Raw genomic sequence first — 22,216 nt, 5'->3', positions numbered from 1 at the left:
CCCTACTGCTGCGGCGGCTGCCCGTAGCCCTGCTGCGGCGGGTACGGCTGACCGGGGGCCTGGGCCTGCGGCGGGTAGGGCTGCTGCTGGCCCGGAGCGGCCTGCGGATACGGCTGGCCAGGCTGCTGCTGGCCCGGCTGTGCGGGCTGTGCCGGATAGGGCTGCGGCGGCCCGGTGTACAGCTCCTGGCCGGGCGCCTGGGGGTACGGCTGCCCGGGCACGGGCTGGCCGGGCACCGGCTGACCCGGCATCTGCTGGCCCGGCATCGGCGGGGCGGCCACCGGCGGCGGGTTGCCGTCGCTGGTCCACAGCCCGTGCGACTGCTGGTGCCGTACGAAGTCCTCCGCGATCATCGCGGCCAGGTTGAAGTACGCCTCGCGGGTCCGCGGCCGCATCATGTCGAGGTCGACCTCGGCACCGGCGGCCAGATGCTCGTCGAAGGGCACGACCACGACTCCGCGGGTGCGGGTCTCGAAGTGGGACACGATGTCCTCGACCTTGATCATCTTGCCGGTCTCGCGGACCCCGGAGATCACCGTGAGCGACCGGGACACCAGATCCGCGTACCCGTGCGCGGACAGCCAGTCCAGCGTCGTACTGGCACTGCTCGCGCCGTCCACGGACGGGGTGGAGATGATGATCAGCTGGTCGGCGAGGTCGAGCACCCCGCGCATGGCGCTGTACAGCAGACCGGTGCCGGAGTCGGTCAGGATGACCGGGTACTGCCGGCCCAGCACGTCGATCGCGCGCCGGTAGTCCTCGTCGTTGAACGTGGTCGAGACGGCCGGGTCCACGTCGTTGGCGATGATCTCCAGACCGGAGGGCGCCTGGGAGGTGAACCGGCGGATGTCCATGTACGAGTTCAGATACGGAATCGCCTGGACGAGGTCGCGGATGGTGGCCCCGGTCTCCCGGCGCACGCGCCGCCCGAGCGTACCGGCGTCCGGGTTCGCGTCGATCGCCAGGATCTTGTCCTGCCGCTCGGAGGCGAGGGTGGAGCCGAGCGCCATGGTCGTGGTCGTCTTGCCGACGCCGCCCTTGAGGCTGATGACCGCGATCCGGTAGCAGGACAGCACCGGGGTACGCATCAGCTCCAGCTTCCGCTGTCGCTCCGCCTCCTCCTTCTTGCCGCCCAGCTTGAACCGCGAGGAGGCGGCGGCCGGCCGGCTGCTCTTCGCCTTCTGCCGCTTGTTGTTGAGCAGCCGGTCCGAGGACAGCTCGACGGCGGCGGTGTAACCGAGCGGCGCCGCATCGGGGTTGGCCATCTGCCGCTGGTCGTGCTGGATGGGCTGGGGCCATGCGGCACCGGAACGCGGATCGACCGGTCCCGGGCCGGGGGCCGGAGCGGGCTGCTGCGGGTTCGGCTGCTGCGGGGCGGCCGGGAAGCCGTAACCGCCCTGGGCGTTCGGGTCGTTCGGCTGGGGCTGGGGCTGGGGCTGGGGCTGGGGCGCCGGGGGTGCCGGCGGGAAGCCGTAACCGCCCTGGGCGCTCGGGTCGTTGGGGGCGGGCTGGGGCGCCGGAGGGGCGGGCGGGAAGCCGTAGCCGCCCTGGGCGCTCGGGTCGTTGGGGGCGGGCTGCGGCGCCGGCGGCCCAGGCGGGAAACCGTAACCGCCCTGCGCGGCGGCAGGAGGCATGGGCGCACCGGCCGGGTGGGGCTGGTTCGGCTGACCGGGCTGGGCCCAGGGCGCGGGTGCGGGCTGCGGCGCCTGCGGCTGGAACGGCGGCTGCTGGCCGGGGACGCCGAACGGCCCCTGCGCGGCGGCCGGCTGCGGCTGCGGCTGACCCGGCATCGGACCCGCCACCGGAGCCTGCGGCTGGGGCGTGGGCTGCTGCGGCACGGGCTGCTGCGGGGTGGCGGGCTGCGGTGCGGCGGGCTGCGCGGGCCAGTGGGCAGCCGGGGCCGGGGCGGCCGGCTGGTACGACGGCGGCAGCGGAGGCACCCCGCTCTGCGGCGCCGGCGGCGGAGCCCACGCGGACTGGGCGTCCTGCGGGGCGGGGGGAGCGGCGGGTACGGCGTCCTGCGGGGCGTCGGCCGTGGGTACGGCGTCCTGCGGGGCCGGGGGCGCGGGCGGCACCGCGTCCTGCGGGGCACCGGTCTCGGGGGCGCCGGGCTCGGGCGCGCTGTTCTGGGGCACGGCATCCGTGGGCTGCGGTGCGGCATCGGCCTGCGGCGGCACGGCATCGGTGGGCTCGGAGGTGTGCGCGTCCGCTGCCGGCGGCTCGGCGGCGGGAGTCTCCTCGGACTCCGGAGCGTCGGCCTGCGGAGCCTCCGGTGCCGCCTTCTCGATGGAGACCGGCGCCGGGGCAGGCTCCTGAGCCTCGGCCACGGCGTCGGTATCAGTGGCGGTGTCGGCGTCGGTGTCGCCCGCGGCGGCCTCCTGCTCCTCGGCGGAGCCCTCCGCCCCACCCTCGGCGGAGCCCTCCGCCTCGGCGTCAGCAGCGTCCTCCGCCTCGGTCTCCCCGCCGTTCTCGGCTTCCGGCGCGGAGCCGCCCTCGGCCTGGGCCTCCTCCGTACCCGCGGGAGCGGCCTCGTCGCCCTGGCCGCCGGAGGCATCCGCCTGGAGGGCGGCCGCGCGCGCGGCGATCTCGGCCATCTCACGCTTCAGCGCGGCGGAGGAGAAGCGGATGGTGGCCCCGCTCTCCAGGTCGCCGTTGTTCGTCTCCGGCTCGGCCACGGGGGACGCGGCCGGCACCTCGGACGACCCCTGCTGCCCACCCTGCTCGGCCGACTGCGCAACCGGAGGCTGAGGCTGCACACTCTGGGGCTGCACCGGCTGCTGGGGTTCGAAGCCCTCGGGCAGCTTCGGCATCGGGACCGCTTCCCCGACCGGCGGCGCGGGCGGCGCGGGTGGCGTGGGCATGGCGGGCGGAGTGAAGGGCGCACCCGGCACCGGAGCGGGCGGGGGCGGCGGAGCGTACGGCCCGCCCTGCGGCGGGCCGAACGGCGCCGCGGGCGGCGGGGTCGGCCCGGCGACGGGCGCGCCCGGCGGGAACGGCGGCATGCCGGGCGCCCCCGGGGCACCGGGCTCACCCGGAGCGCCCGGGCCGTTCGCCCCGGTGAAGCCGCCCGCGCCCGGCGCACCACCTGGACCGGCCGCCGTACCGGCCGCGTTCTGGGTGTACCAGGCGGGCGGGGCGTAGTCGATGGTGAACTCGCCGGTGGTCTCGACGGCCTCTGCGTCGGGCTGGTCATCGCCGGGTGTGGCCCAGCCCCCGCGCATCCCGTCCCGATCGCTGCTCACAGTTCCTCCTGGTGTGGTCGAGCACCCTCATGCCGTGCGGGGGCGACCCTGTCGTGTCGTTCCGAATCGTCCGTAGTCGTCGAGGCAGTCCGATCCACGGCTCACCCCCTGGGACACCGACGCCCGGCCCACGGTTCCTGCCATCGCGCCCGCTCCCAGCCTAATCACCGCACGCCACACCTCGGCAGGCCCGCCCACCTCTCGGCGCACGCCGACGGGGCTGCGACGCACCCCGAATCCCCGCATCCGCCCGGCGTTTTACCGTCGAAAGCAGGGAGTAAACGGAAGAGATGTGACGAACCGGAAAGGCGCGGCTGGATAACAAATAGGGCAGGTAAGGGCAGTTCAGTCCATCCGGCGCGGGCCGCCCAACAATCCGGTCTCGGCGTCGGTGGGTTGCGTCAGCACGTACTGCCGGTCACGGTCGGTGCACCACAGGGTGACGCCGTCGGGCAGCGCCGGCAGCGACTCCACCTCGGTCCGGCTGAGCCCCATGGTGCGCCCCAGCTCGGTGGCCTCGTCCGGCGACACCCGCTGGATGCCGGCGAGCCGGGCCTGCCGCAGCAACCGGGGCGCGACCGGGCTGAGATAGGGCAGCAGGGTCAGCACCGACTGCCAGGGCCCGGCCACCACCCGCCCGCGGGGCGGCCGCATACCGCAGTCCCGCACGACCAGCACCGGCGTACCGGCGGAGGCGCCCTGTGGCGGGACGCGTCCGACGTCGTACACGGACAGCCCGTTCTGCCCGCCGCCCATGGCGTGCACCATCTGCATCCAGGCCTGCGGTCGGCCCGTCTCCACGGCGACCCGCGCGCCGGTGGCCGCCGAGCGCAGCGCCAGCACCTGCGCGGTCCACAAGCCGCCGATCAGCACGATGTCGTACGGCGTCGGCCGGTTGATGCCCAGGACCGCCGGCTGCCCCTCGCTGTCGACCCCGGCCACCACACCGTCGTCGCCGATCGGCAGGGCCAGCGCGTCCAGTTGCGCTGCGGACAGGGTGTGCCGGCCGTGCCGGGGCCCGAGCAGTCCGAGGCCGTGCCGCAGCCGCTCACCGGCCCGGCGCAGCCCGGACACCTTGGGCGCCGCCCCCTCGGTGGCCGCGCTCGTCGGTACCGTCGTCATCGCGCACCTCCCAGCGGCAGCGTGGCCAGCATGCCGGGCAGCTGCTCACGGTCGAGCCGGGACAGCCCGGCACCGGCCTGCCGAGCGGCGGCCTCCAGGGCACGCCGGGCCGCGACGAGTTCGTCGTCGCTGCGGCCGGTCACCCGCAGATGACCGCAGAGCGAGACCTCCTGCCGCTCCCCGCGCGCGAGGGTGAGACTGAAGGTGGTGGCCAGGGCCGGTATCGCCGTGACCTCGGCGACGAACTGCGGCAGCGAACCGCCCCGCGCGCCGCCGAGCTGCGGCCATCTGCGCACCCAGTACGTGGTGTGCCGCCGGTTGTCGCAGCGCCAGCTGCGCCCCGACTCCTCCGTGCGCCGCTCCCGGGCCTCACCGCGCCCGGCCTCGGCGGTGACCAGCGGGTTGGCGCAGGCGGAGGTGGCGAGCGCGGCGACCAGCTCCTCCTCGTCCAGCACCCGCGCCCGGAACCCGGCGCCGGTCAGCCGGCTCGCCAGATGGTCCGCGGTCCGCACCACGCACTTCTGCGCCCCGAGCAGCCCGCCGCCGCGGGCGGCCACGGCCTCCGCGCACAGTTCGGGGTCGAGCTTCAGCGCGATCCAGGTGATGCGCACGGCCGGGGCGCCCGTCCGCTGCTGAAGCGGGGCGTAGTTGGCGACGGCCACGGACTGCTGGGGCAGATGCAGCGCGGGCGCCGGCTGGGTGTGCTGCACGATCTGCGCGGACTCCAGCCGGATGCCGTCCACCTCCAGCGCGTCCCGCACCAGGCCCAGCGGCAGCGGCTGCCGGGTCCGCTCGGCCCGCAGCGCGGTCGCGTCGGCCTCCACCTGGAGCACGGCCGTGAGAAAGGTCCCGTCCCCGACGATCCCGGCCGGCCGCCGCTCACGCGCGCCGTAGGAGTACGTGCGCAACGCGGGCTCGCACTCCAGCGCGGGCACCAGGGAGGGCTCCGTGCCCGGCGGTATGGGGGTGTTGGCGGCGCGCCGCTGACGAGCCCTCAGCGCCCGTGCCGTGGCCAGCCAGTCCGGCAGGGTGCGGCCCCTGCGGCGGACCACGGCGAGCAGGACCAGCGCCACCGCCACCGGCGTCGCGACGGCCAGCGCCAGCGGGGCGACCGCCCAGCCGACGACCAGCACGGCCACCGCCAGTTCCAGCAGTACGAGCCGTTGCAGCCGGAACGAACCGGCCCGGCCCGGACGGGCCCGGAAGGACGGAGCACCGCTCGCCGCGGTGCCGGGATCCGGCGCGGCCGGCCGGCCGGAGGACTCGGGGGCGGGCGCCGGGGAGCCGGTGGTCCCCGACCGGCCGCGCGATCGCGACCGAGTACCGGAAGCCATCACTGCATCCCCCCGTTTTACTCACAACTCACTGGTCCGAGCGGCCCGTCCGGGCCTAGCCGAGGCCCCGGTACCCTACCCGCTCCACCGGTTCACGCGGACACCATGCATAGTAGGGGGCCGGTCTGACATCGCGGCGCGGGACGGGTGCCCGCCGGTGCGACGACGGGGAGAAGCAGGCACCAATGGCATCACAGCGGGACGAACTCAACGCCTACACGTTCGCGAAGAGGCGCACCCTCGCGGCCTTTCTCCAGCCCTCGCCGTCCGGATCCGAGGAAGGCGCCCCCAAGCCGCTCCGCGCGATCGTGCCCAGCCTGGTCGCCGGTGCGCTGACGCTGGCCGTGTTCGGCGCCTGGGGCATGTTCCGGCCCACCGCTCCCGCCGGCTGGGACACCCCCGGCACCCGGGTGATCGTCGGCAAGCAGTCCACGACCCGCTACGTGGTACTGAAGACGGGCAAGACCGCCCGGCTGCACCCGGTCCTGAACCTCGCCTCCGCACGCCTGCTGATGAACGGCGCCGACTACCAGGTCATCCAGGTGAGTGACAGCATCCTGGACTCCGGCAAGCCACCGCGCGGCCCGATCCTCGGCATCCCCTACGCCCCCGACCGGCTCCCCTCGCCCGACGAGGCCGGCAAGCCCAAACGGTGGGCCGTCTGCGAACAGCCCGGCGGCAAGGGCGAGACCGTCCAGCAGGCCACCTTCGTCCTCGCCCAGCGGGACGCCCCGAAGACCGACGGCCCCGGCCGCCTCGGCGCCGGCGACGTGCTCTACGTCAAGACCCGCACCGGCGACCGCTACCTCGTCGACGCGCACGGAACGTCGTACGCCGTCACCGGAACCGAGACCGACGCCCTGACCACCGCCCTGGTCGGCACCCGCAAACCCCAGCTCGTCACCAAGGAATGGCTCGGCACCCTGCACCAGGGCGACCCCATCCGGTTCCCGCGACTGCCCCCGGGGGTCGGCACACCCGCCCATGTGCACGGCCAGCTCTCGGCGGCCGAGAACAGGGTCGGCATGGTGCTGCGCACCCGGACCGGCGACGGCACCAAGTACTACGTCGTCCTGCCCGGCAAGGTGCAGCCGATCAGCGAGTTCACGGCCTGGCTGCTCATCTCCTCGCCGCAGACCGCCGGACTGGACATGAACGGCGAGGCACGCACCGTCGGCCTCCAGGACTTCACGGCCGACGCCACCCCGTTCGCCGGACAGGGCAGGTGGCCCGAGGCGCGCGCCCAGCAGGTCAACTCCGCCTCCTCCGCCACCGGACGCGACACCGTGTGCAGCGTGCTGCGCGACGCCGGCACCGGCTCCGCCCACACCACCACCCTCAGCACCTGGGCCGGCAAGGACTACCCCGTCGCGATCACCGCGGACGGCACCGGAACCTACGTCACCCCCGGCACCGGTCTCCTCTACACCCAGATCCAGGGCACCGAGACCGGCGCCGGAGCGCTCTTCCTGGTCACCGACACCGGACTCCGGTACGCCGTACAGACCAACGGAGACAGCGACAGCCGTACCTCGGACATCGGCGCGAACGGCAAGAAGACCTCCGACGGCAGCCCCGAACCCAGCGAGGCCCAGGTCAAGCTCGGCTACCAGAACGTCCGGCCCGCCAAGGTGCCCGCGGCCTGGTCGGAGCTGCTCGCCAAGGGGCCCCGCCTCGACACCAACAGCGCCCGCCAGCCCCAGGGTTCCTGACGCCTCCCCTGCCCGACATGACCGACGGACACGACGGACACGCGAAGAGGAGCGCCGTACGCGTGCTGCCCACGAAGGCGACCCTGCTGACCGCCGCCGCCCTGCTGACCGCGCTCGGCACCGCTCCACCCGCCCCGCACCCGCACCCGCGGCTGGACGGCAGCGGCGAGTGCACCTTCCCCGCCCACCAGATCAAGGGCACGCCCTGGGCGCTGCAACGCGTCCTGCTCGACCAGCTGTGGCAGGGCACCGACCAGGGCAAGGGCGTACAGGTCGCCGTCATCGACACCGGCGTGGACGACAGGAACCCGCAACTCGCCGGTGCCGTGGACAAGGCGGCCGGCCGCGACTACCTGGCCAAGGGCAAGAGCGGCGACCCCACCGACGACCAGGTGGGACACGGCACCAAAGTCGCCGGCATCATCGCCGCCCGCCCCCACAAGGGCACCGGCTTCGTGGGACTCGCCCCCAAGGCCACCATCATCCCCATCCGGCAGAACGACGCCGACAACAGCGGCGACTCCGACACCATGGCCCAGGCCATCACCTACGCCGTCTCCCGGGGCGCCGACGTCATCAACATCTCCCAGGACACGACCAAGCCGCTGTCCAACACCTCCGCCCTCGCCCAGGCCGTACACCGCGCGATCGCACGGAAAGTGGTCGTGGTCGCGTCGGCGGGCAACGACGGCGTGGACGGCAGACCCAAGAACACCTACCCGGCCGCCTTCCCGGGCGTCCTGGCCGTGGCCGCCTCGGACCGCAACAACGAACGCGCGCCGTTCTCCCAGGCCGGAACCTTCGTCGGGGTCGCCGCCCCGGGAGTGGACATCGCCTCCACCGTGCCCGGCGGCGGCCAGTGCACCGACGACGGCACCAGCTTCTCCGCCCCGTTCGTCGCCGGGGTCGCGGCGCTGCTCAAGGAGAAGCACCCCGACTGGACCACCGCCCAGATCGTCACCCGGATCGAGCAGACGGCCGAACGCTCCGTCAACGGCCACGACAACTTCGTCGGCTGGGGCGTCGTCGACCCGGTGCGCGCCGTCCAGGACTCGGACAGCGGCGACCCGCCGTCCTCCCCGACCCCCGACCCCGGCCCGTCCAAGGCACCGGAACCCGACGTAGCGCCGTTCTCCCTCGCGGAGACCCCGCAGGAGCGCAACCAGCGCTACGCCGTCTACGCACTCGGTGTCACCGCCGTCCTGGTCGCCGTCATCGCCGGTACCGCTGTAGTAGCCCGCGATCTGCGCCGCCGCCATCGAAAGGATCTGTCAGCGTGAGCTTCGGCCCACCTTCGTCGATGTACACCCAATCCGCGCTGGAGGCCGACCAGTCGCGGGCCAGACGCCGCAGACGTACGGTCGGCACGATCGCCGCCGTCGTGGCCGTCGTCCTCGCCCTCGGCGCGGGCCTGTACTGGTACCACTCGTCCGGCCGGCCCAAGGGGCACACCGACGCCAAGCCGGCCCAGCAGGCCCCCGACGCGATACGCGCGACCGTGGAACAGGCGCCCGGCTCGCCCGAGGGCGAGATGGTCGTCCACCACTACGAGGACAAACTCACCGGCCAGCCGCGGTACGCCCCCGGCACCTGGGCCACGGACAAGGTCCTGGCGCAGGCCGTCGCCCACACCATCCAGGGCTACACGATCGAGCCCAACCCGGACGACCGCAAGACCGCCTGGTCCCTCGACCTCGGCGGCTACATCTGCGCCGTCAGCCGCGACGTCACCGCCGACGGCCGCACCGCGGTCGTCGTCCAGCCCCCGGCCGCCAAGACCGGCAAGAGCGGCGTCTGCAACGAGGTGCTCTCCGTCGACCTCAACACCGGCAAGAAGCTCTGGCAGCAGAAGATGCCGGCGGCCGACTTCGCCTACGTCACCAACACGAACATCGCCCTGACCCAGGGGGTCGTGGCCATCGCCTGGAACCACGGCTCCGTGGCGTACGACATGGACAGCGGCAAGCGGCTCTGGAACACCACCGAGTCCACCTCCCAGTGCCATGACACGGGCTACGCCGGCGGCCGGGGCCTGCTGGCCCTCGTCACCTGCGGCGAGTCCACCACCGCCACCTACCGGGCGGAGAAGATCGACCCCCGTACCGGCAAGATCCTGTGGCAGTACAACGTCAGCAGCGGCATCCAGGCCGTCTACCTGCCCTCCGCCGAACCGCCGGTGCTCGCCGTCGCGGCGGGAGACACCCTCGTCACGGACCTGATCACCCTGGACCCGAAGAGCGGCAAGCCGCTCGCCACCATCTCGCTGCGCGGTTACGACCCCAAGTGTGGACGCGACTACGCCGGCCCGACCTTCGGCGACATCGACAAGTGCGACGGCATGGTGGTCGGCCGCGACCGGATCTTCGTGATGACGAAGGACAGCGGCGAGATCGTCAAGCCCGCCAACAAGATCACCGCCTTCGACGTCCAGAAGGGCACCGCCGCCGCCTCCTTCAAGGGCCGCCCCTTCCAGACGGTCATCCCCGTCCGCATGAACGGCGACGACCTGATCATCTACCGCACCAGCCTGGACACCGTGCAGCCCGCGGCCGTGGTCGACTGGAACCCCCGGACGGACAAGGAGACGCCGTACCTCTTCTTCCACCTTCCGGAGGAGGAGTGGGAGCTGAGCGACCCCGAGTACTCGGACATCGTCTACGAACACGGTCGGGTCTTCTTCGCCCGCCGCATGCTCGAACGCGACGACAAGAACCCGAAGGACCCGGTGGTGTCGGCGCTGGGAGTGGGCAGCGCGGGCCTGAAGCAGCACTGAGCGGTGCGGGTGTGAACCGGTACTGACACGACAGAGGGGCGGCACACGCGTGCCGCCCCTCACCTTCTGCCGTCAACGGCAGCCGGCCTCAGTGGCTGCTGTCGGCCTCCCCCTCCCCGACTGCGAGCCCACCGTTGTGCTCCATCGGCTCCAGGTCGAACTCCCCGTCCCGCGCGCCGAGCACGAACGCCCGCCACTCGGCCTCCGTGTACCGCAGCACGGTGTCCGGATCCAGGGACGACCGCATGGCGACGGCACCCTCGGGGAGATAAGCGATCTCGACGCGCTCCTCGTGCTCCTCCGTACCCGGAGCGCAGTGCCACTCGACGCCGGAGATGTCGAGCGAGTACAGCTCGTCCCGCTCGCGCTCTTTGCGAGCCTTGATCTCCTCAGCAGTCTCAGCCATGCCGCAGCGACCTTTCCCACGTACCGACAATCCACCGACCAGCGTAGTCTCAGCCGAACTCAGGCCGGTGTCCTTTGCAGTTGGAAGCGACACATCAAATGACTAGAGTGGCTTCCGGTACTACGTCAGTGGTACGTCACGGGGGCGGCGCGGTGTTGCTCCCGCGTCCGTGCACGCGGGGAGCGGTGGCACCTCTTGCCCACGGGCGGGCACCTCAGGGATTCCTCGCAGACCCGGCCCGGTGGCTGTCGCCACGATCAGGACAACAGGAGGGGCAAGAGGCGATGACGAAGCCGCAGTTCGACTTCAGCCACGACAGCATTACAGAACTGGCCAAGGACATCGACTCCTTCAACGTCGAACTGAGCAAGCGGATCGGTTCCCTGAACCAGGTCGTCGACATGGTCCAGGCGGGGTGGCAGGGTGCAGCCGGCAAGGAGTTCGACTCCCTGCAACGGGGCATCAACCAGAACCTGAGGAAGCTCCAGGACAACCTGTCGGACCTGGAGGAGATCGTGCGCATGAGCACCAACAAGTTCAGCGCGCATGAGCAGGAGCGAATCTCCGAGATCCGCAAGGTGGACAACTCCGGGGACATCCAGAGCAAGATCCTCGGCCAGGTCGGCGTCAACTACTCCTGAACCGCTGGAAAGGAAACGAAGAACATGTCGAGTAGCTTCGACCGGACAGCGGTCAACTACGACACCGTCACCCAGGCCGCGAACGACGTCCGCAACACGGCGAAGAACCTCAGCGAACACCTCGAGGCCCTGATGCGCGCCGTCAAGGTCAAGGCCGAGAGCTGGGAAGGCGAGGCCAAGACGGCCTTCGGCGAGATCCAGCGCAGCAACGCCCAGGAAATGGCCGCCATGACGGAGAAGCTGGCCCGCGTCGCCCAGCTCCTGGACGAGTCGGTCATCGGCTACCAGGACACGGACAAGGGCAACGCGGCCCGCTTCCGCATGCTGATGGGCTGAGCCCGTCCCACGCAAGAGGGAGGCAGCGCGGCTTGCGCTGCCTCCCTCTCTCTTCTGCCCCTGGTCAACCCGACGAAGAAGTTCCTGGGACAGGAGACGTCGCGGACCAGAAGTCGGAGTGCTCGCTGGGCAACGGCGGCTCCGAGCCGTCGTACGTCGGCGCACCGGGCCTCGGCTTCGGCGGTGCGACGTCGGACTTCTCCACGCACGGAGTGGTCACTTCGAAGTGTGCCTGCCCCTGGTACCCGAAAAGCAGACGAATCTGGAAATTGTCCGGCGTCAGGAAGTATGTCGCGGGAGTCTCCTTGCTGTTATTGGAGCCGCGATAGGTGAACCCCTTTTTCTTCCAGTACTGCTCCACGACACCTAGGAAGTTCCCCCGCCGCTCGGAGGAGATGACGGTCGTCACGGAGATCCTCCTGGACACCGTGCAGCTGATGTCCGTGGAGATCCCATGCGCCCACTTCACCGGCGGTTTGATCGCATCCAGGGTGCCCGCAAGGAGATTGTCGGCATGCTCCGCCGCTTCTTGCATGTTCATATCTGACGCCGCGTTCCCTTCGTCTGACCCGCTCTCCCCTCCGACCAGCCCGCACGCTGTAGTGAGCGCGAGAAGCGCCGCAGCCAGGACGAGTCGCGTTTTCATCGACGTGCCTCCGGAGTGATCCCACCAGGATTACCGGCGACGATGTTGGCGATACTGTCGGCGGACATCTGGTCCTTCACGGGGTTGAAGTAGTTGGAATGGGCTTCCATTGTAAAGTGGGTGAACGGATTCGGCCCCGCTTCCGTTCGGAAGCGCGTAGCCCCGAAATCCGCGCTCGCCGGGTCCTTACCGAACCAGTTGTCATCGTGATCGGGGTCGCCCAGTTCCGCTCCCAAGCCGGCACCTTCCAGCGCGCCGCCCGGCCCGCCCGTGACGAACCCGACGGTGCCTCCGAGGAATCCACCCACGACCGCACTCTTTGAAGGAGCCTTGCTGACGAGGTCGTTGTCTGCCGCGCCGACGAAGACGTGCTGCTTGCCCACGCCCAGGTCCTCGGCATGGTCCACGCCCACGCCCGGGCTGCCTACCAGGATGTAGTCGTCTACATCCGGCATTCCGCCCGGTTGCTGAGTCGCTGTTCCGACAGTCAGCGAGCCGTATGAATGCCCGATGGCGGTGAGGTGCGGATTGGCGTTCTCGTTGGTGGCAGCCAGGCCGCTCATGAACTTCTGATAGGCGGGTGCTCCTCTTTCAGCATCGGCGGTGCTGGCGACGTCCGCGCCCTGGGGAGCGTCGTATCCGAGCCACACGATCGATGCGCTGGAAGGATTGATTTCCCGCGCTCCTACGGCCGTATTCCTGGCCCGCTTCACTGTGCCGTCTGCGAAATCCGCGTCAAGCGAAGTACCCAGACCAGGCACATAGGCAGAGACGTTCTGTGACGTGTCCGGATCACCGAAGGATATGATCGCGCGCCCGTTGCCTTGATCTCCGACGCCGAGGAGCAGCATGGGAGGCTGGCCTCCAGATCTGAGCTGTTCGTCGATTTTTCGAAGACCGTCGAGTTTGGTCATGGAGGCATCGTCGCCCTGTTCCTCCAGCTTTCCCATGAGCTGCGGAAGATACAGGCGATTGGCCTGATCACGGGCCAAGGAAGGAATGCCGTCGAGGTTGCCGATCGTGTCGGGGTAGACGGCCAGGTATTCCCTCTGCTCCTCCGGACTGAGACTGTTCCACCATTTCTTGCGCTCTGCCGGCGATTTGTCGGTGGGGATGTTTCGCTTCAGGACATCATCCGCCGCACCGTGCACGGCAGCTGCGTCACCACTGACGTCGGCCCACGTCGAGTCGGTTACATCGAGCCCCTCCGCCGCCTGGAGGCGGCGGAGGGCTTTCGCGTACTGATCGTCGATCTGGGCGGCCTCGGAGAGGGCGCTGGCAATGGTGTCTGCGATGCCCTGGGCGACCATGGCATGAGGGTTCGGGTTTGTGGCCGTCTCCGCCACTCCCATGGCCCTGCTGAAGAACCCGCTGTTTCCAGTGACTGCGCCACCTGGCAGAAACGTGTCGTCGGAACTCGCTTCCGGATAGCGAACAGACCCGTCATCGTTGACTTGGAAACCCGCGTGCTTGGCGTCCTCCAGGGCGCTCAGCAGCTTCCGCTGTAGAGGAGCCAGCTCCTCGGCCAGGCCGGTCAGAGCTGCGGCGACCAGTCCACATTCGGTGTAAACGTACTGGTAATTGTTGCTGAGCCGGCCGAGCCGCACAATGGCCCAGAACGAGGCGTCACCCACCTGGGTCTCCGACAGATCCGCGCAGATCTCGTTCGTGACCCTGTCCCGTGAGGCGTAGGCTCGATTACTGATGGCGGTCCAAGCATGCGCTTCGTCCGTAAGCTGGGACAACTTGAGATCGCGAAGCTGGCCGAGAGTGATCATGACTAGTGGTCCGCCTCGAAACGCTTGGAGAGATTCTTCTCGGCTTCGATGGCAGCCTTGATCCTCGCTTCGTTCTCCCCGTGGTCCTTGGCGGCCTGGCGCATGGCCGGCTCCAGGTGCTCGCACTCGTCGCGAACCGCCGTGAGGCGACGGTGCCAACTGTCCCGGACGGTGCTCAAAGCCTGAATGGAAGCCAGCCCCTCGATGCGCGCGGTCTCTCCGGCCTTCGCCTCCGTCAGCTGTGTCACCGAGGAGTTCGTCGTGGTTCTCAACTCGCCCAGGATCGTGGCTCCGTTGGTCCACGGATATCGCAGGTAGACCAGCGCGCCTCCCCCGCCTCCGCTGCCGGAGTCGGCGGAGGCGAGGGTCATGTCGGCTGCGTCCGGGGGACTTGGCTTGGCGGCTGCGTGGGTGCGCGCGGACGCCCACTGTTCTTCGAACGTCACAAAGACCTCACTCATTGAATCGCTGCGGACGGTCGGTTCGCGGCCGGTGGAGACGCGATCAGCCAGGCTGCCCGGGCTTGTGCGGCGGTTGGCTGGGGGCCTGCGGCGCGGACGACTGGTACGGGGAGGGCGAGTACGTCGGGGGGTGGGCGGGAGGCGTCGGGGTGACGGCCGGACTGCGGCGCGTGCGGCGTCGGTGCGCACGGACGGCGGGGATGGCGACAGCGGTCCCGACAACGACAGCGGCGGCGATTCCCAGCCCTATCCACAGCGAGGTGCTGCTGTCGTCGCTCGTCTTGGCGGCAGCGGCTGGGGACCGGCTGTCGTTCCGGCCAGAGCCGGCCGAGCTTGCTGAGCCAGATGTTTTGGGGGAGGGAGACGCGGTCGCCAGGTCAGGGAGCGGGTACGTGTCGGCAGGGCCGGGGTCGCCCGGATTCGTCAGGGCAATCCGGGGCCGTACACCGCCATAGCCGACGTAGTCGCTCCGCTTCTCTCCGCCGGCCGGCTTGACGGCGGTGTTCAGCATGACCCGGAGGACCTGGTTGTTGGTCCAGGTGGGGTGCTTGGACCAGATGAGGGCTGCTGAGGCGGAGGCGATGGCGGTCGCGTCGCTGGTTCCCTGCGAATTGCAGATCTCGGTGGCACCGGGACAGGCATGCACCATGTTGGTGCCCGGGGCTACGAGGTCGACCTGAGGGCCGTGCTGAGAAAACTTAGCCACCTTGCCGTTCTGATCGGCGGCCCCGATGCCCACGACACCCGGGGTGGCGGCTGGATAGGCGAGCAAGTTGGATTTGTCTCCGCTGTTGCCGACAGCAGCGAAGAGCAATTTATCCTTCGAAAGGGCATACTTTACAGCTGACATCAGTTCCGGAGTCTCAACGTCCTGCCTGCCTGGTGTGTTGGAGTTGCCCAGTGACATGTTGATGATCTCGGCCTGACTGTCTGCCGCGTAGCGAATTGCCTTACTGAGGATGTGGGAGAACTCGGCCTTGTGGTCCTTCCCGTCGTCCTCGACGGCATAGCGCATGCGGATGGGAAGAATCTTGGCTTCAGGAGCGAGGCCGTACGATCCGGTGACCGGTCCTCGTGCCCCGGTAGCCGCGATAAGAGCAGCAATTGCTGTTCCATGGCCGTCGATGTCGGTGTGTTCGTCGCCGCGCTGGCTGGAGTAGTCCTTGCCCTCCAGAACCTGGCCTTTGAGATCGGCCAGAGTGTCGTCGACGCCGGAGTCGATGACGGCCACGGTGATGCCGTGTCCTCTGCTGACCTTCCACATCTCTTCGGCGTGCATGGCATCGAGGTGCCATTGACGAGCCCGGACGGAATCCGCGTAGGCGGGGGTGGCACCCACGCCGAGAAGCAGTAGGCCGAGAACAGCCGACGCAGTGGGCAACGGGCGGAGTGTCAGCTTCCTGCTGGTACGCATATGCCTTCCTGGACTGGATGTGACCGGACTCAGTCGACTACTGGAGGAAGCATCCGCTGGTTGTCAGGCGTCCAGGTTTCCTCGTCCTCACAGAGGTAGTCCGGGCGTCGTCCCCGCTGCTGTTCCTTGCGTGAGCCCGTAGGTCGCTCCGCGTGGGAGGTTGACCCCTTGCGGCCTGCCGCCCCGGCGCGAGTGCCCTCGGCCGCGACAGGCGCTGGTCGGACGAGCCCTGAGCCGCCCGAAGTGAACGGACGCCCACCCGTTCGCTCCGGCTGGACTTGACGGTTGCCGACAACCCCACCGGTCTCGAAAGCCAGACGACGGCCACCGGCCGTGCCTCGCACTGAGCCGGCACTACCCGCACCGGAGCCTTGCACGGTACCCCCGGGCATCATGCCCGTTCGGCCCTGGCCGCCTTCACTGCCGATGACGGTTCCGCGCGGGATGCCGTTCTGCGGTCGCCCGGACGGGGTGGCCACGGGACGACCGCCGACGATCCCCGTCTCCCGCGGGAGCTGAGGTGTGCGTCCATTTGCCACACCCCCCGGAGGCAGAGCTGTCGGTCCACGACCGGTAGCCAAGCCGCCGGGAGTCGGCTGAGAGAGCCGTGAAGGAGACGAATCCCGCGGGCCGGGGGCCGGGCCCGTCATGCGCTCACCGCCGGTATACACCGGCGGCAGGACACTCGGCTGCCAACTGGGCACAGGGCTTTCTGGATGCGGCATGCCTGTGTGCGGCCCCGTGGTGGTCTGCGAGGGGGCAGTGCGCGGCAGGGTGTCCGTACCGTCGATTCGCATGTCCACCGGTTGCGTATGGGGAATCGGCTGGTTTGTGTGTACCGGCGTTCCGTGGTTGCTGACGGTCTGGGTCACGGCATGAGGGACCGTGCCCTGAGGGCCTCGGGATGGTGCCGAGACTGTGCCGCCCGACGTCCGAGTTGTGTGAGTCCTGGAGGCTGTCGTAGATCCGTCAGAGCCAACCGAGATGTGACGGCTGCTGTCGCCGTACCAATCCGGCTCCAGATGACTCGCCGGCGGCGAAAACGTAGGCGGCGTCACACTGTTCACCTGCTGCGCCGAGTACTCATACGTCTGCGCCAGCTTCCGCATCTGCTGGATCGCCTCGCCCCGCGCCGCCTCGATCCGCTGCTGCGCAGCCGTCGCGTCGGCCTTGGCCGTGCGGGCCTGCTGCTGGGCGTCGGGGTCGTTGTGGGCTCCGGGCTGCTTGGCTGCCGCGATCGTGGCGTGGGCGTTGGCGAGGTCCGTCTTGGCCTGGGTCGTCTCGGAGACGTCCGGCATGGCCGCCTTCGCCTCGGAGATGGCCTGCGACACGGTGCCCATCCAGCGGGACGCCACCGCCGCGTACTCGCCCAGGCGCAGCGTCGCGCTCGCCGTCTGGCCACCCCAGTCACGGAACGCGTCGCCGGCGTCGCCCTGCCACTCCAGGTTCTTGACGTGCTGCATGAGGTCGTCGCCGATCTTGGTGATCGTCGTCGCGGCCTTGGCGAGCTTGGTGGAGAGGTGGGACGCTCCGGCCGTGCTCGCGGAGTCGAGCATCGCCGCCAGCTGCTCGTGCGTCATGGACTCGAAGTCCGTGTGGGCGAGCTGGGGTTCCGGTCGGTTCGACGCCTTGCTCATCACCACGTCCCCTTCGTTTCCTGGGAGCCGGAGCCGGAGCCAGAACCGGACGTGGGCGTCGTGTCCGGCTGATGCGCGTACGGATCCCGGTTCACGTCGTAGTACTTCTCCGCCTCCGCGTTCACCGCCCTCATCCGTTCCTTGATGGCCTCGTCGAGGTTGGCGTAGCCGACCCGCGACGCGTGGACGGCCAGGCCCATGCCCTCGATCTGGGCGCCCAGGGCCTTCGACAGGTTCTCCAGCTCGTCGTGGACGAGGGTGTACGAGTCGTAGAGGAACTGGGCCTCTTTGAAGTCCGCGGACCCCAGCTCGGCCCGCGGCAGGCGGTCCTCGCCGACCTTGCCCGGGGCCGCCTCCGACTTCTCCAGCTCGATCAGCAGGTCGTCGACGCGCTTCTTGAACTTCTTCATGGCGCTGTGCTGGACGTCCAGCGCCATCTGAGGGTTCACATGGGACAGGGAGTCGAAGTCCTTGCCGGTGTCCGGCGCATTCCTCGAACCGCCGCCTCCGTTCGAACTCACCTCAGCTGCCTCCCCGCTCTCCCCGTGCACTCCGCCCGCTGGAGCGGAGTAAAAACTCGTCAATCACTCTAGTGCCGTTGCGGAAGCAACCCCACCTGAATCAGGGACGTCCCGCGCTTGCGCGATACGAACACGCCACGGCCCGGCGGCATCGGACGGGCCCGGACGCTGCCGAGAATGTCGCCCTCGCTCGGATCGCCGGACAGCACAACGCCCTGGGCGCCCAGCTCCTTCAGGCGCTGCATGAAGGACTCGTACATGGCACGCGAGGCGCCGGCCGCGCTGCGGGCGATGATGAACTTCACGCCAACATCGCGTGCGAAGGGCAAATGCTCCGCCAGTTGCGCCAGCGGATTGCCGGAACTGGTCGACACCAGCTCGTAGTCGTCGACGATGACGAACAGCTGCGGGCCGCTCCACCAGCTGCGGTCGCGCAGCTGCTGCGGGGTGATGTCCGGTTTCGGGGCCCGCATCTCCATGAACTGGCGGATCGCGTCCATATGGACCTCCATGGCGGACGCCATGGGCGCGTACTCGAGCAGATGCTCCTCCGAGACCGCCTCCAGCATGGTGCGCCGGTAGTCGCCGACGACGATGCGGGCCTCGGCGGGCGTGTAGCGCTCCGCGATCTGCTTGGCCATCAGCCGCAGCAGGTTCGTCTTGCCCGACTCGCTCTCACCGAAGACGAGGAAGAGCGGATCGGTGTCGAGGTCGACGAAGACGGGCTCCAGATTCGCCTCGTCGATGCCGATCGCGATGCCATGCTGCGGGAACTCGAAGCCCTTGGGCAGCTGGTCGGCGGGCAGCTTGCGGGGCAGCAGACGGACGGCGGGGGCCGACGGGCCCTGCCAGCCGGCCCGCACGCTCTGCACGAACCGGGTCGTCGCGTCGGCGAGGCCGTCCACCGTGGACGAGGAGTCGACGCGCGGCAGGGCGGTCATGAAGTGCAGCTTCTCCGGGACCTGGCCGCGCCCGGGCACGCCCGTCGGCACGTTCACGGCGACCTTGCGGTCGAACTCGGAGTCCATCGGGTCACCGAGCCGCAGCTCCAGCCGGCCCAGGATCTGGTCCTTCAGAGCCGACCGGACCTCCATGTAGCGCGAGGCCGAGACGACGACATGGACGCCGTAGCCGAGGCCGCGGCCCGCGATGTCGTTGACGACGCCCTCGAGGCCCTCGTAGTCGGCCTTGAAGCTGCCCCAGCCGTCGATGACCAGGAAGACGTCCCCCCACGCCTCGCCGGGCAGCTCGCCCGCCGCGCGGCGCCTGCGGTAGGTCGCCACGGAGTCGATCCCCTGGGTGCGGAAGAACTGCTCGCGGCGGTTGAGGATGCCCGCCACCTCCGCGACCGTACGACGGACCCGCTCCGGGTCCAGCCGGGACGCCACCCCGCCGACATGCGGGAGGTCCGCCAGTGCCGCGAGGCCGCCGCCACCGAAGTCAAGGCAGTAGAACTGCACTTCGTGCGGGGTGTGGGTGAGCGCGAAGGACCCGACGAGGGTGCGCAGCAGCGTGGACTTTCCGGACTGCGGGCCGCCGACGACCATCATGTGGCCGGCCGCGCCGGAGAAGTCCCGGTAGAGCAGCTCGCGTTTCTGCTCGAAGGGCTTGTCGATCAGGCCGAGCGGCACCGTCAGACCGCCCGGGCGGGTGTACCCCGAGGCGTGCAGTCCGCGCTCCGGCGACACCGACAGCGTCGGCAGCAGCTGGTCGAGCGTCGGCGCCTGGTCCAGCGGGGGCAGCCACACCTGGTGTGCGGGCACACCCTGGCCCTCCAGCCGCCGCACGATCACATCGAGGACGGTGTCGGCCAGCGCGTCGTCCTCCGGCCGGACGGACCGGGGCTGCGCGGTGTCGGGCGCCGCGTAGGCCATCGGTACGGGAAGCGCGGTGAACGGCGCCGGCCGGCGCTCCATGGGCAGGCTGCCGTGTGTCACCTCAGGGCCGCCCGCACGGTACGTCCCCGAGACGTACGCCGCCTTGAAGCGGACCATTTCGTCCGTGCCGAACTTCAGATAGCCGGAGCCGGGCACGGACGGCAGGTGGTAGGCGTCCGGGACGCCGAGCGCGGCCCGCGACTCGGCGGCGGAGAAGGTGCGCAGACCGATCCGGTACGACAGGTAGGTGTCGAGACCGCGCAGCCGGCCCTCCTCCAGGCGCTGCGAGGCCAGCAGCAGATGGACACCCAGGGAACGGCCGATGCGGCCGATCTGGATGAACATGTCGATGAAGTCGGGTTTCGCGGTGAGAAGTTCGCTGAACTCGTCGATCACCAGGACGAGCGAGGCCAGCGGCTCCAGGGGGGCACCGGCGGCGCGCGCCCTCTCGTAGTCGTGGATGTTGGCGTAGTTGCCCGCCGCGCGCAGCAGTTCCTGGCGCCGTTGCAGCTCGCCGCGGATGGCGTCGCCCATGCGGTCGACCAGAGTGAGGTCGTCGGCCAGGTTGGTGATCACGGCGGCGACGTGCGGCATCTGGGACATGCCGGCGAAGGTCGCGCCGCCCTTGAAGTCGGCGAGGACGAAGTTCAGCGTCTCCGAGGAGTGCGTGACCGCCAGCCCCAGCACGAGCGTGCGCAGCAGCTCCGACTTGCCCGAGCCGGTCGCGCCCACACACAGACCGTGCGGGCCCATGCCGTCCTGCGCCGCCTCCTTGAGGTCCAGCATCACCGGCTGCCCGTTCTCGCCGACACCGATCGGCACCCGCAGCCGCTCCGGCATGGAACGCGGCCGCCAGGTGCGCGTGACGTCGACGGAGGCGGCGTCGCCCAGACCCAGCAGTTCGGTGAAGTCGAGGTTGGCCAGCAGCGGCTCGTCGTCGTCCCCGCCGCCCACGCGCAGCGGGGCCAGCTGCCGGGCCAGCGCCTCCGCGGCCGGCAGCGACAGCCCGTCGGGCAGACCCTCGTAGGCCACCCCGCCGCCGGAGTCGAGCCACAGCCGCTCCGGTCGTACGACGATCGACAGGTCGCCGCGCGGCTGGTCCAGCTCGCCCGGCAGCACCTCCACGATGGTCACGCCCTGGAGACCTTCCGCCGCGGCGAACGCGGAGGTCGGCGGCACCATGCCACCGTCCAGCACCACCAGGATGTGCGGCTGGTCCAGCAGCGGCTGGCCGTCCCGGCTGAACCGGGGCCTGCCGTCCAGCCGGCTCGCGAGCAGCTGCTCCAGCTCGCCCAGGTCGTCGCCGAACAGCCGGCGGGTGCCCGCGCCGTCGTACTGGCCCGCCACCTGGCAGTGCGGCAGCCACTTCGTCCAGTCCCAGCGGGCGACGGCGCCCGGCGCGGCGACCACGGCCACGACGAGGTCGTCGGGGGAGTGCAGGGTGGCCGCCTGGGCCACCAGCGCCCGCGCGGACGCCTGCGCGCGCTCGGGGTCGCCGGAGACGGTCACGTGGTAGAAGGCGCGCAGCGACAGGGCCACGGGCAGGCCGTCCAACTGGCCGTGGACCGCGAGGAACCGCTGCATGGCGCCTGCGCACAGCGGCTCCAGCTCGTCCACGGGCGCGGTCTGCGGCGCCACCAGCGGAGTGGCCAGCTGCTGCGGGCCCAGACCGATGCGCACCTGCCCGAAGTCCTCGTCGCTGACACGCCGTTCCCACACCCGGCTGCCCTCGGCGACCAGCGACCACAACTGCTCGGGGGCGGGGTGCAGATACAGCTGCGCGTCGCGCTGGCGCAGCGCCGTCCTGCGCACCGAACGCCGGGTCTGGGCCAGGTAGCGCAGATAGTCACGGCGAACGTCGGCCATTTGCCCTTGCGTACCGCGGCGGTAGCGCACGATCTGCGAGACCACCATCGCTGCCGTCGACAGCAGCATCACCACACCCATGATCCGCATGAACGGATGGGCGTTGGGAGAAGCGAAGTAGAAGACCACCGAGGAGCCCATGCCGAGGGTCGGCAGGACCTGCATCAGCATGCCCTCCTGCTGCCCGCGCGGCAGTTCGGGAGGAGCCTCCAATCGCACCTCGTCCGTGGGCACTTCAGGCGGAAGCGCGCGAGGCGGGCGCTTGATGACGATCTGGCTCACCGGAGCATCAATCCTCGTGTACGGACGACCTGTACGGACGATCGGTTGACCACCGGCACCCCCGTGGCGACGGCTTCCTCCGCTTGCCGGCCGATCCTACTGGCCACCACTGACACCGCCGCCCGGTAGGGTGACGCCCGCACCGTGCGCATCCGCGAACAGGGGGTC

16 protein-coding genes are annotated in these 22,216 nt (G+C 70.2%); 5 read left to right on the top strand and 11 right to left on the bottom strand.

The window, feature by feature from the left end; genetic code table 11:
- Nucleotides 1-2: 2 nt before the first annotated feature.
- From ACWCV9_RS04575 to eccE, 3 genes are all read right to left on the bottom strand, one after another.
- On the bottom strand, nucleotides 3-3,242 hold the full coding sequence (locus ACWCV9_RS04575) for an SCO5717 family growth-regulating ATPase (protein WP_450784268.1): 3,240 nt from the start codon (nucleotides 3,240-3,242) through the stop codon (nucleotides 3-5).
- A gap of 345 nt (nucleotides 3,243-3,587) precedes the next feature.
- On the bottom strand, nucleotides 3,588-4,364 hold the full coding sequence (locus ACWCV9_RS04570; RefSeq protein WP_450784267.1) for a hypothetical protein: 777 nt from the start codon (nucleotides 4,362-4,364) through the stop codon (nucleotides 3,588-3,590).
- Nucleotides 4,361-5,698 carry a type VII secretion protein EccE gene (eccE, locus tag ACWCV9_RS04565; RefSeq protein ID WP_450784266.1) on the bottom strand — a complete coding sequence of 446 codons (1,338 nt, stop codon included), beginning with the start codon at nucleotides 5,696-5,698 and terminating at the stop codon, nucleotides 4,361-4,363. The genes ACWCV9_RS04570 and eccE overlap by 4 nt, the downstream gene beginning before the upstream one ends.
- 185 nt (nucleotides 5,699-5,883) lie before the next feature.
- Between eccE and eccB the strand changes: the two genes are divergently transcribed.
- The 3 genes from eccB to ACWCV9_RS04550 are packed head-to-tail and all read left to right on the top strand — an operon-like array spanning nucleotide 5,884 to nucleotide 10,183.
- A complete protein-coding gene (gene eccB, locus ACWCV9_RS04560; RefSeq protein ID WP_450784265.1) occupies nucleotides 5,884-7,410 on the top strand; it encodes a type VII secretion protein EccB in 1,527 nt (508 codons plus the stop codon).
- 17 nt (nucleotides 7,411-7,427) lie between these two features.
- Complete coding sequence (mycP, locus tag ACWCV9_RS04555) at nucleotides 7,428-8,690, top strand: type VII secretion-associated serine protease mycosin (RefSeq protein WP_450784264.1); 1,263 nt, start codon at nucleotides 7,428-7,430, stop codon at nucleotides 8,688-8,690.
- A 20-nt stretch (nucleotides 8,691-8,710) separates the two neighbouring features.
- Nucleotides 8,711-10,183, top strand: a complete 1,473-nt coding sequence (locus tag ACWCV9_RS04550; protein ID WP_450784263.1) for an outer membrane protein assembly factor BamB family protein — start codon at nucleotides 8,711-8,713, stop codon at nucleotides 10,181-10,183.
- Nucleotides 10,184-10,271: 88 nt separating this feature from the next.
- Here the strand turns inward: ACWCV9_RS04550 and ACWCV9_RS04545 are convergent, their stop codons facing one another.
- Nucleotides 10,272-10,589 carry a DUF397 domain-containing protein gene (locus ACWCV9_RS04545; RefSeq protein ID WP_450784262.1) on the bottom strand — a complete coding sequence of 106 codons (318 nt, stop codon included), beginning with the start codon at nucleotides 10,587-10,589 and terminating at the stop codon, nucleotides 10,272-10,274.
- A 284-nt stretch (nucleotides 10,590-10,873) separates the two neighbouring features.
- On the opposite strand from ACWCV9_RS04545, the gene ACWCV9_RS04540 reads away from it, so the two are divergent.
- A complete protein-coding gene (locus ACWCV9_RS04540; RefSeq protein WP_385839594.1) occupies nucleotides 10,874-11,230 on the top strand; it encodes a WXG100 family type VII secretion target in 357 nt (118 codons plus the stop codon).
- A gap of 24 nt (nucleotides 11,231-11,254) precedes the next feature.
- Nucleotides 11,255-11,566, top strand: a complete 312-nt coding sequence (locus ACWCV9_RS04535; RefSeq protein WP_450784261.1) for a WXG100 family type VII secretion target — start codon at nucleotides 11,255-11,257, stop codon at nucleotides 11,564-11,566.
- Nucleotides 11,567-11,630: 64 nt separating this feature from the next.
- On the opposite strand, the gene ACWCV9_RS04530 is transcribed toward ACWCV9_RS04535, so the two are convergent.
- The 7 genes from ACWCV9_RS04530 to eccCa form a co-directional block, all read right to left on the bottom strand.
- On the bottom strand, nucleotides 11,631-12,107 hold the full coding sequence (locus ACWCV9_RS04530) for a hypothetical protein (protein WP_450784260.1): 477 nt from the start codon (nucleotides 12,105-12,107) through the stop codon (nucleotides 11,631-11,633).
- 101 nt (nucleotides 12,108-12,208) lie between these two features.
- Nucleotides 12,209-13,990 carry an alpha/beta hydrolase gene (locus ACWCV9_RS04525; protein WP_450784259.1) on the bottom strand — a complete coding sequence of 594 codons (1,782 nt, stop codon included), beginning with the start codon at nucleotides 13,988-13,990 and terminating at the stop codon, nucleotides 12,209-12,211.
- Nucleotides 13,991-13,992: 2 nt separating this feature from the next.
- The gene (locus ACWCV9_RS04520) at nucleotides 13,993-14,436 is read right to left on the bottom strand and encodes a hypothetical protein (RefSeq protein WP_450784258.1); all 444 of its coding nucleotides are present in this window, start codon (nucleotides 14,434-14,436) and stop codon (nucleotides 13,993-13,995) included.
- Nucleotides 14,437-14,494: 58 nt separating this feature from the next.
- Entirely contained in the window at nucleotides 14,495-15,865 is a 1,371-nt protein-coding gene (gene mycP / locus ACWCV9_RS04515) for a type VII secretion-associated serine protease mycosin (RefSeq protein WP_450784257.1), read from the bottom strand.
- Nucleotides 15,866-15,894: 29 nt separating this feature from the next.
- Nucleotides 15,895-17,502: a WXG100 family type VII secretion target gene (locus tag ACWCV9_RS04510; RefSeq protein WP_450784256.1), complete on the bottom strand. Its 1,608-nt coding sequence runs from the start codon at nucleotides 17,500-17,502 to the stop codon at nucleotides 15,895-15,897.
- The gene (locus ACWCV9_RS04505) at nucleotides 17,502-18,023 is read right to left on the bottom strand and encodes a hypothetical protein (protein ID WP_450784255.1); all 522 of its coding nucleotides are present in this window, start codon (nucleotides 18,021-18,023) and stop codon (nucleotides 17,502-17,504) included. The genes ACWCV9_RS04510 and ACWCV9_RS04505 overlap by 1 nt, the downstream gene beginning before the upstream one ends.
- Before the next feature lie 68 nt (nucleotides 18,024-18,091).
- Nucleotides 18,092-22,048 carry a type VII secretion protein EccCa gene (eccCa, locus tag ACWCV9_RS04500; protein ID WP_450784254.1) on the bottom strand — a complete coding sequence of 1,319 codons (3,957 nt, stop codon included), beginning with the start codon at nucleotides 22,046-22,048 and terminating at the stop codon, nucleotides 18,092-18,094.
- Between the last annotated feature and the right edge of the window lie 168 nt (nucleotides 22,049-22,216).

This window comes from Streptomyces sp. NPDC001606, from assembly GCF_053596835.1.
Note: the sequence above shows the minus strand (reverse complement) of the source record. Positions and strands in the feature narration are given on the sequence as shown.

Excerpts from the sequence above, each read along its gene's own strand:
- ACWCV9_RS04550 (WP_450784263.1), top strand. The coding sequence starts at position 8,711 with ATGTACACCCAATCCGCGCTGGAGGCCGACCAGTCGCGGGCCAGACGC.
- ACWCV9_RS04545 (WP_450784262.1), bottom strand. The coding sequence starts at position 10,589 with ATGGCTGAGACTGCTGAGGAGATCAAGGCTCGCAAAGAGCGCGAGCGG.
- ACWCV9_RS04530 (WP_450784260.1), bottom strand. The coding sequence starts at position 12,107 with ATGAACATGCAAGAAGCGGCGGAGCATGCCGACAATCTCCTTGCGGGC.
- mycP (WP_450784264.1), top strand. The coding sequence starts at position 7,428 with ATGACCGACGGACACGACGGACACGCGAAGAGGAGCGCCGTACGCGTG.
- ACWCV9_RS04540 (WP_385839594.1), top strand. The coding sequence starts at position 10,874 with ATGACGAAGCCGCAGTTCGACTTCAGCCACGACAGCATTACAGAACTG.
- ACWCV9_RS04535 (WP_450784261.1), top strand. The coding sequence starts at position 11,255 with ATGTCGAGTAGCTTCGACCGGACAGCGGTCAACTACGACACCGTCACC.
- ACWCV9_RS04510 (WP_450784256.1), bottom strand. The coding sequence starts at position 17,502 with ATGAGCAAGGCGTCGAACCGACCGGAACCCCAGCTCGCCCACACGGAC.
- ACWCV9_RS04570 (WP_450784267.1), bottom strand. The coding sequence starts at position 4,364 with ATGACGACGGTACCGACGAGCGCGGCCACCGAGGGGGCGGCGCCCAAG.
- mycP (WP_450784257.1), bottom strand. The coding sequence starts at position 15,865 with ATGCGTACCAGCAGGAAGCTGACACTCCGCCCGTTGCCCACTGCGTCG.
- eccB (WP_450784265.1), top strand. The coding sequence starts at position 5,884 with ATGGCATCACAGCGGGACGAACTCAACGCCTACACGTTCGCGAAGAGG.
- ACWCV9_RS04525 (WP_450784259.1), bottom strand. The coding sequence starts at position 13,990 with ATGATCACTCTCGGCCAGCTTCGCGATCTCAAGTTGTCCCAGCTTACG.
- eccE (WP_450784266.1), bottom strand. The coding sequence starts at position 5,698 with ATGGCTTCCGGTACTCGGTCGCGATCGCGCGGCCGGTCGGGGACCACC.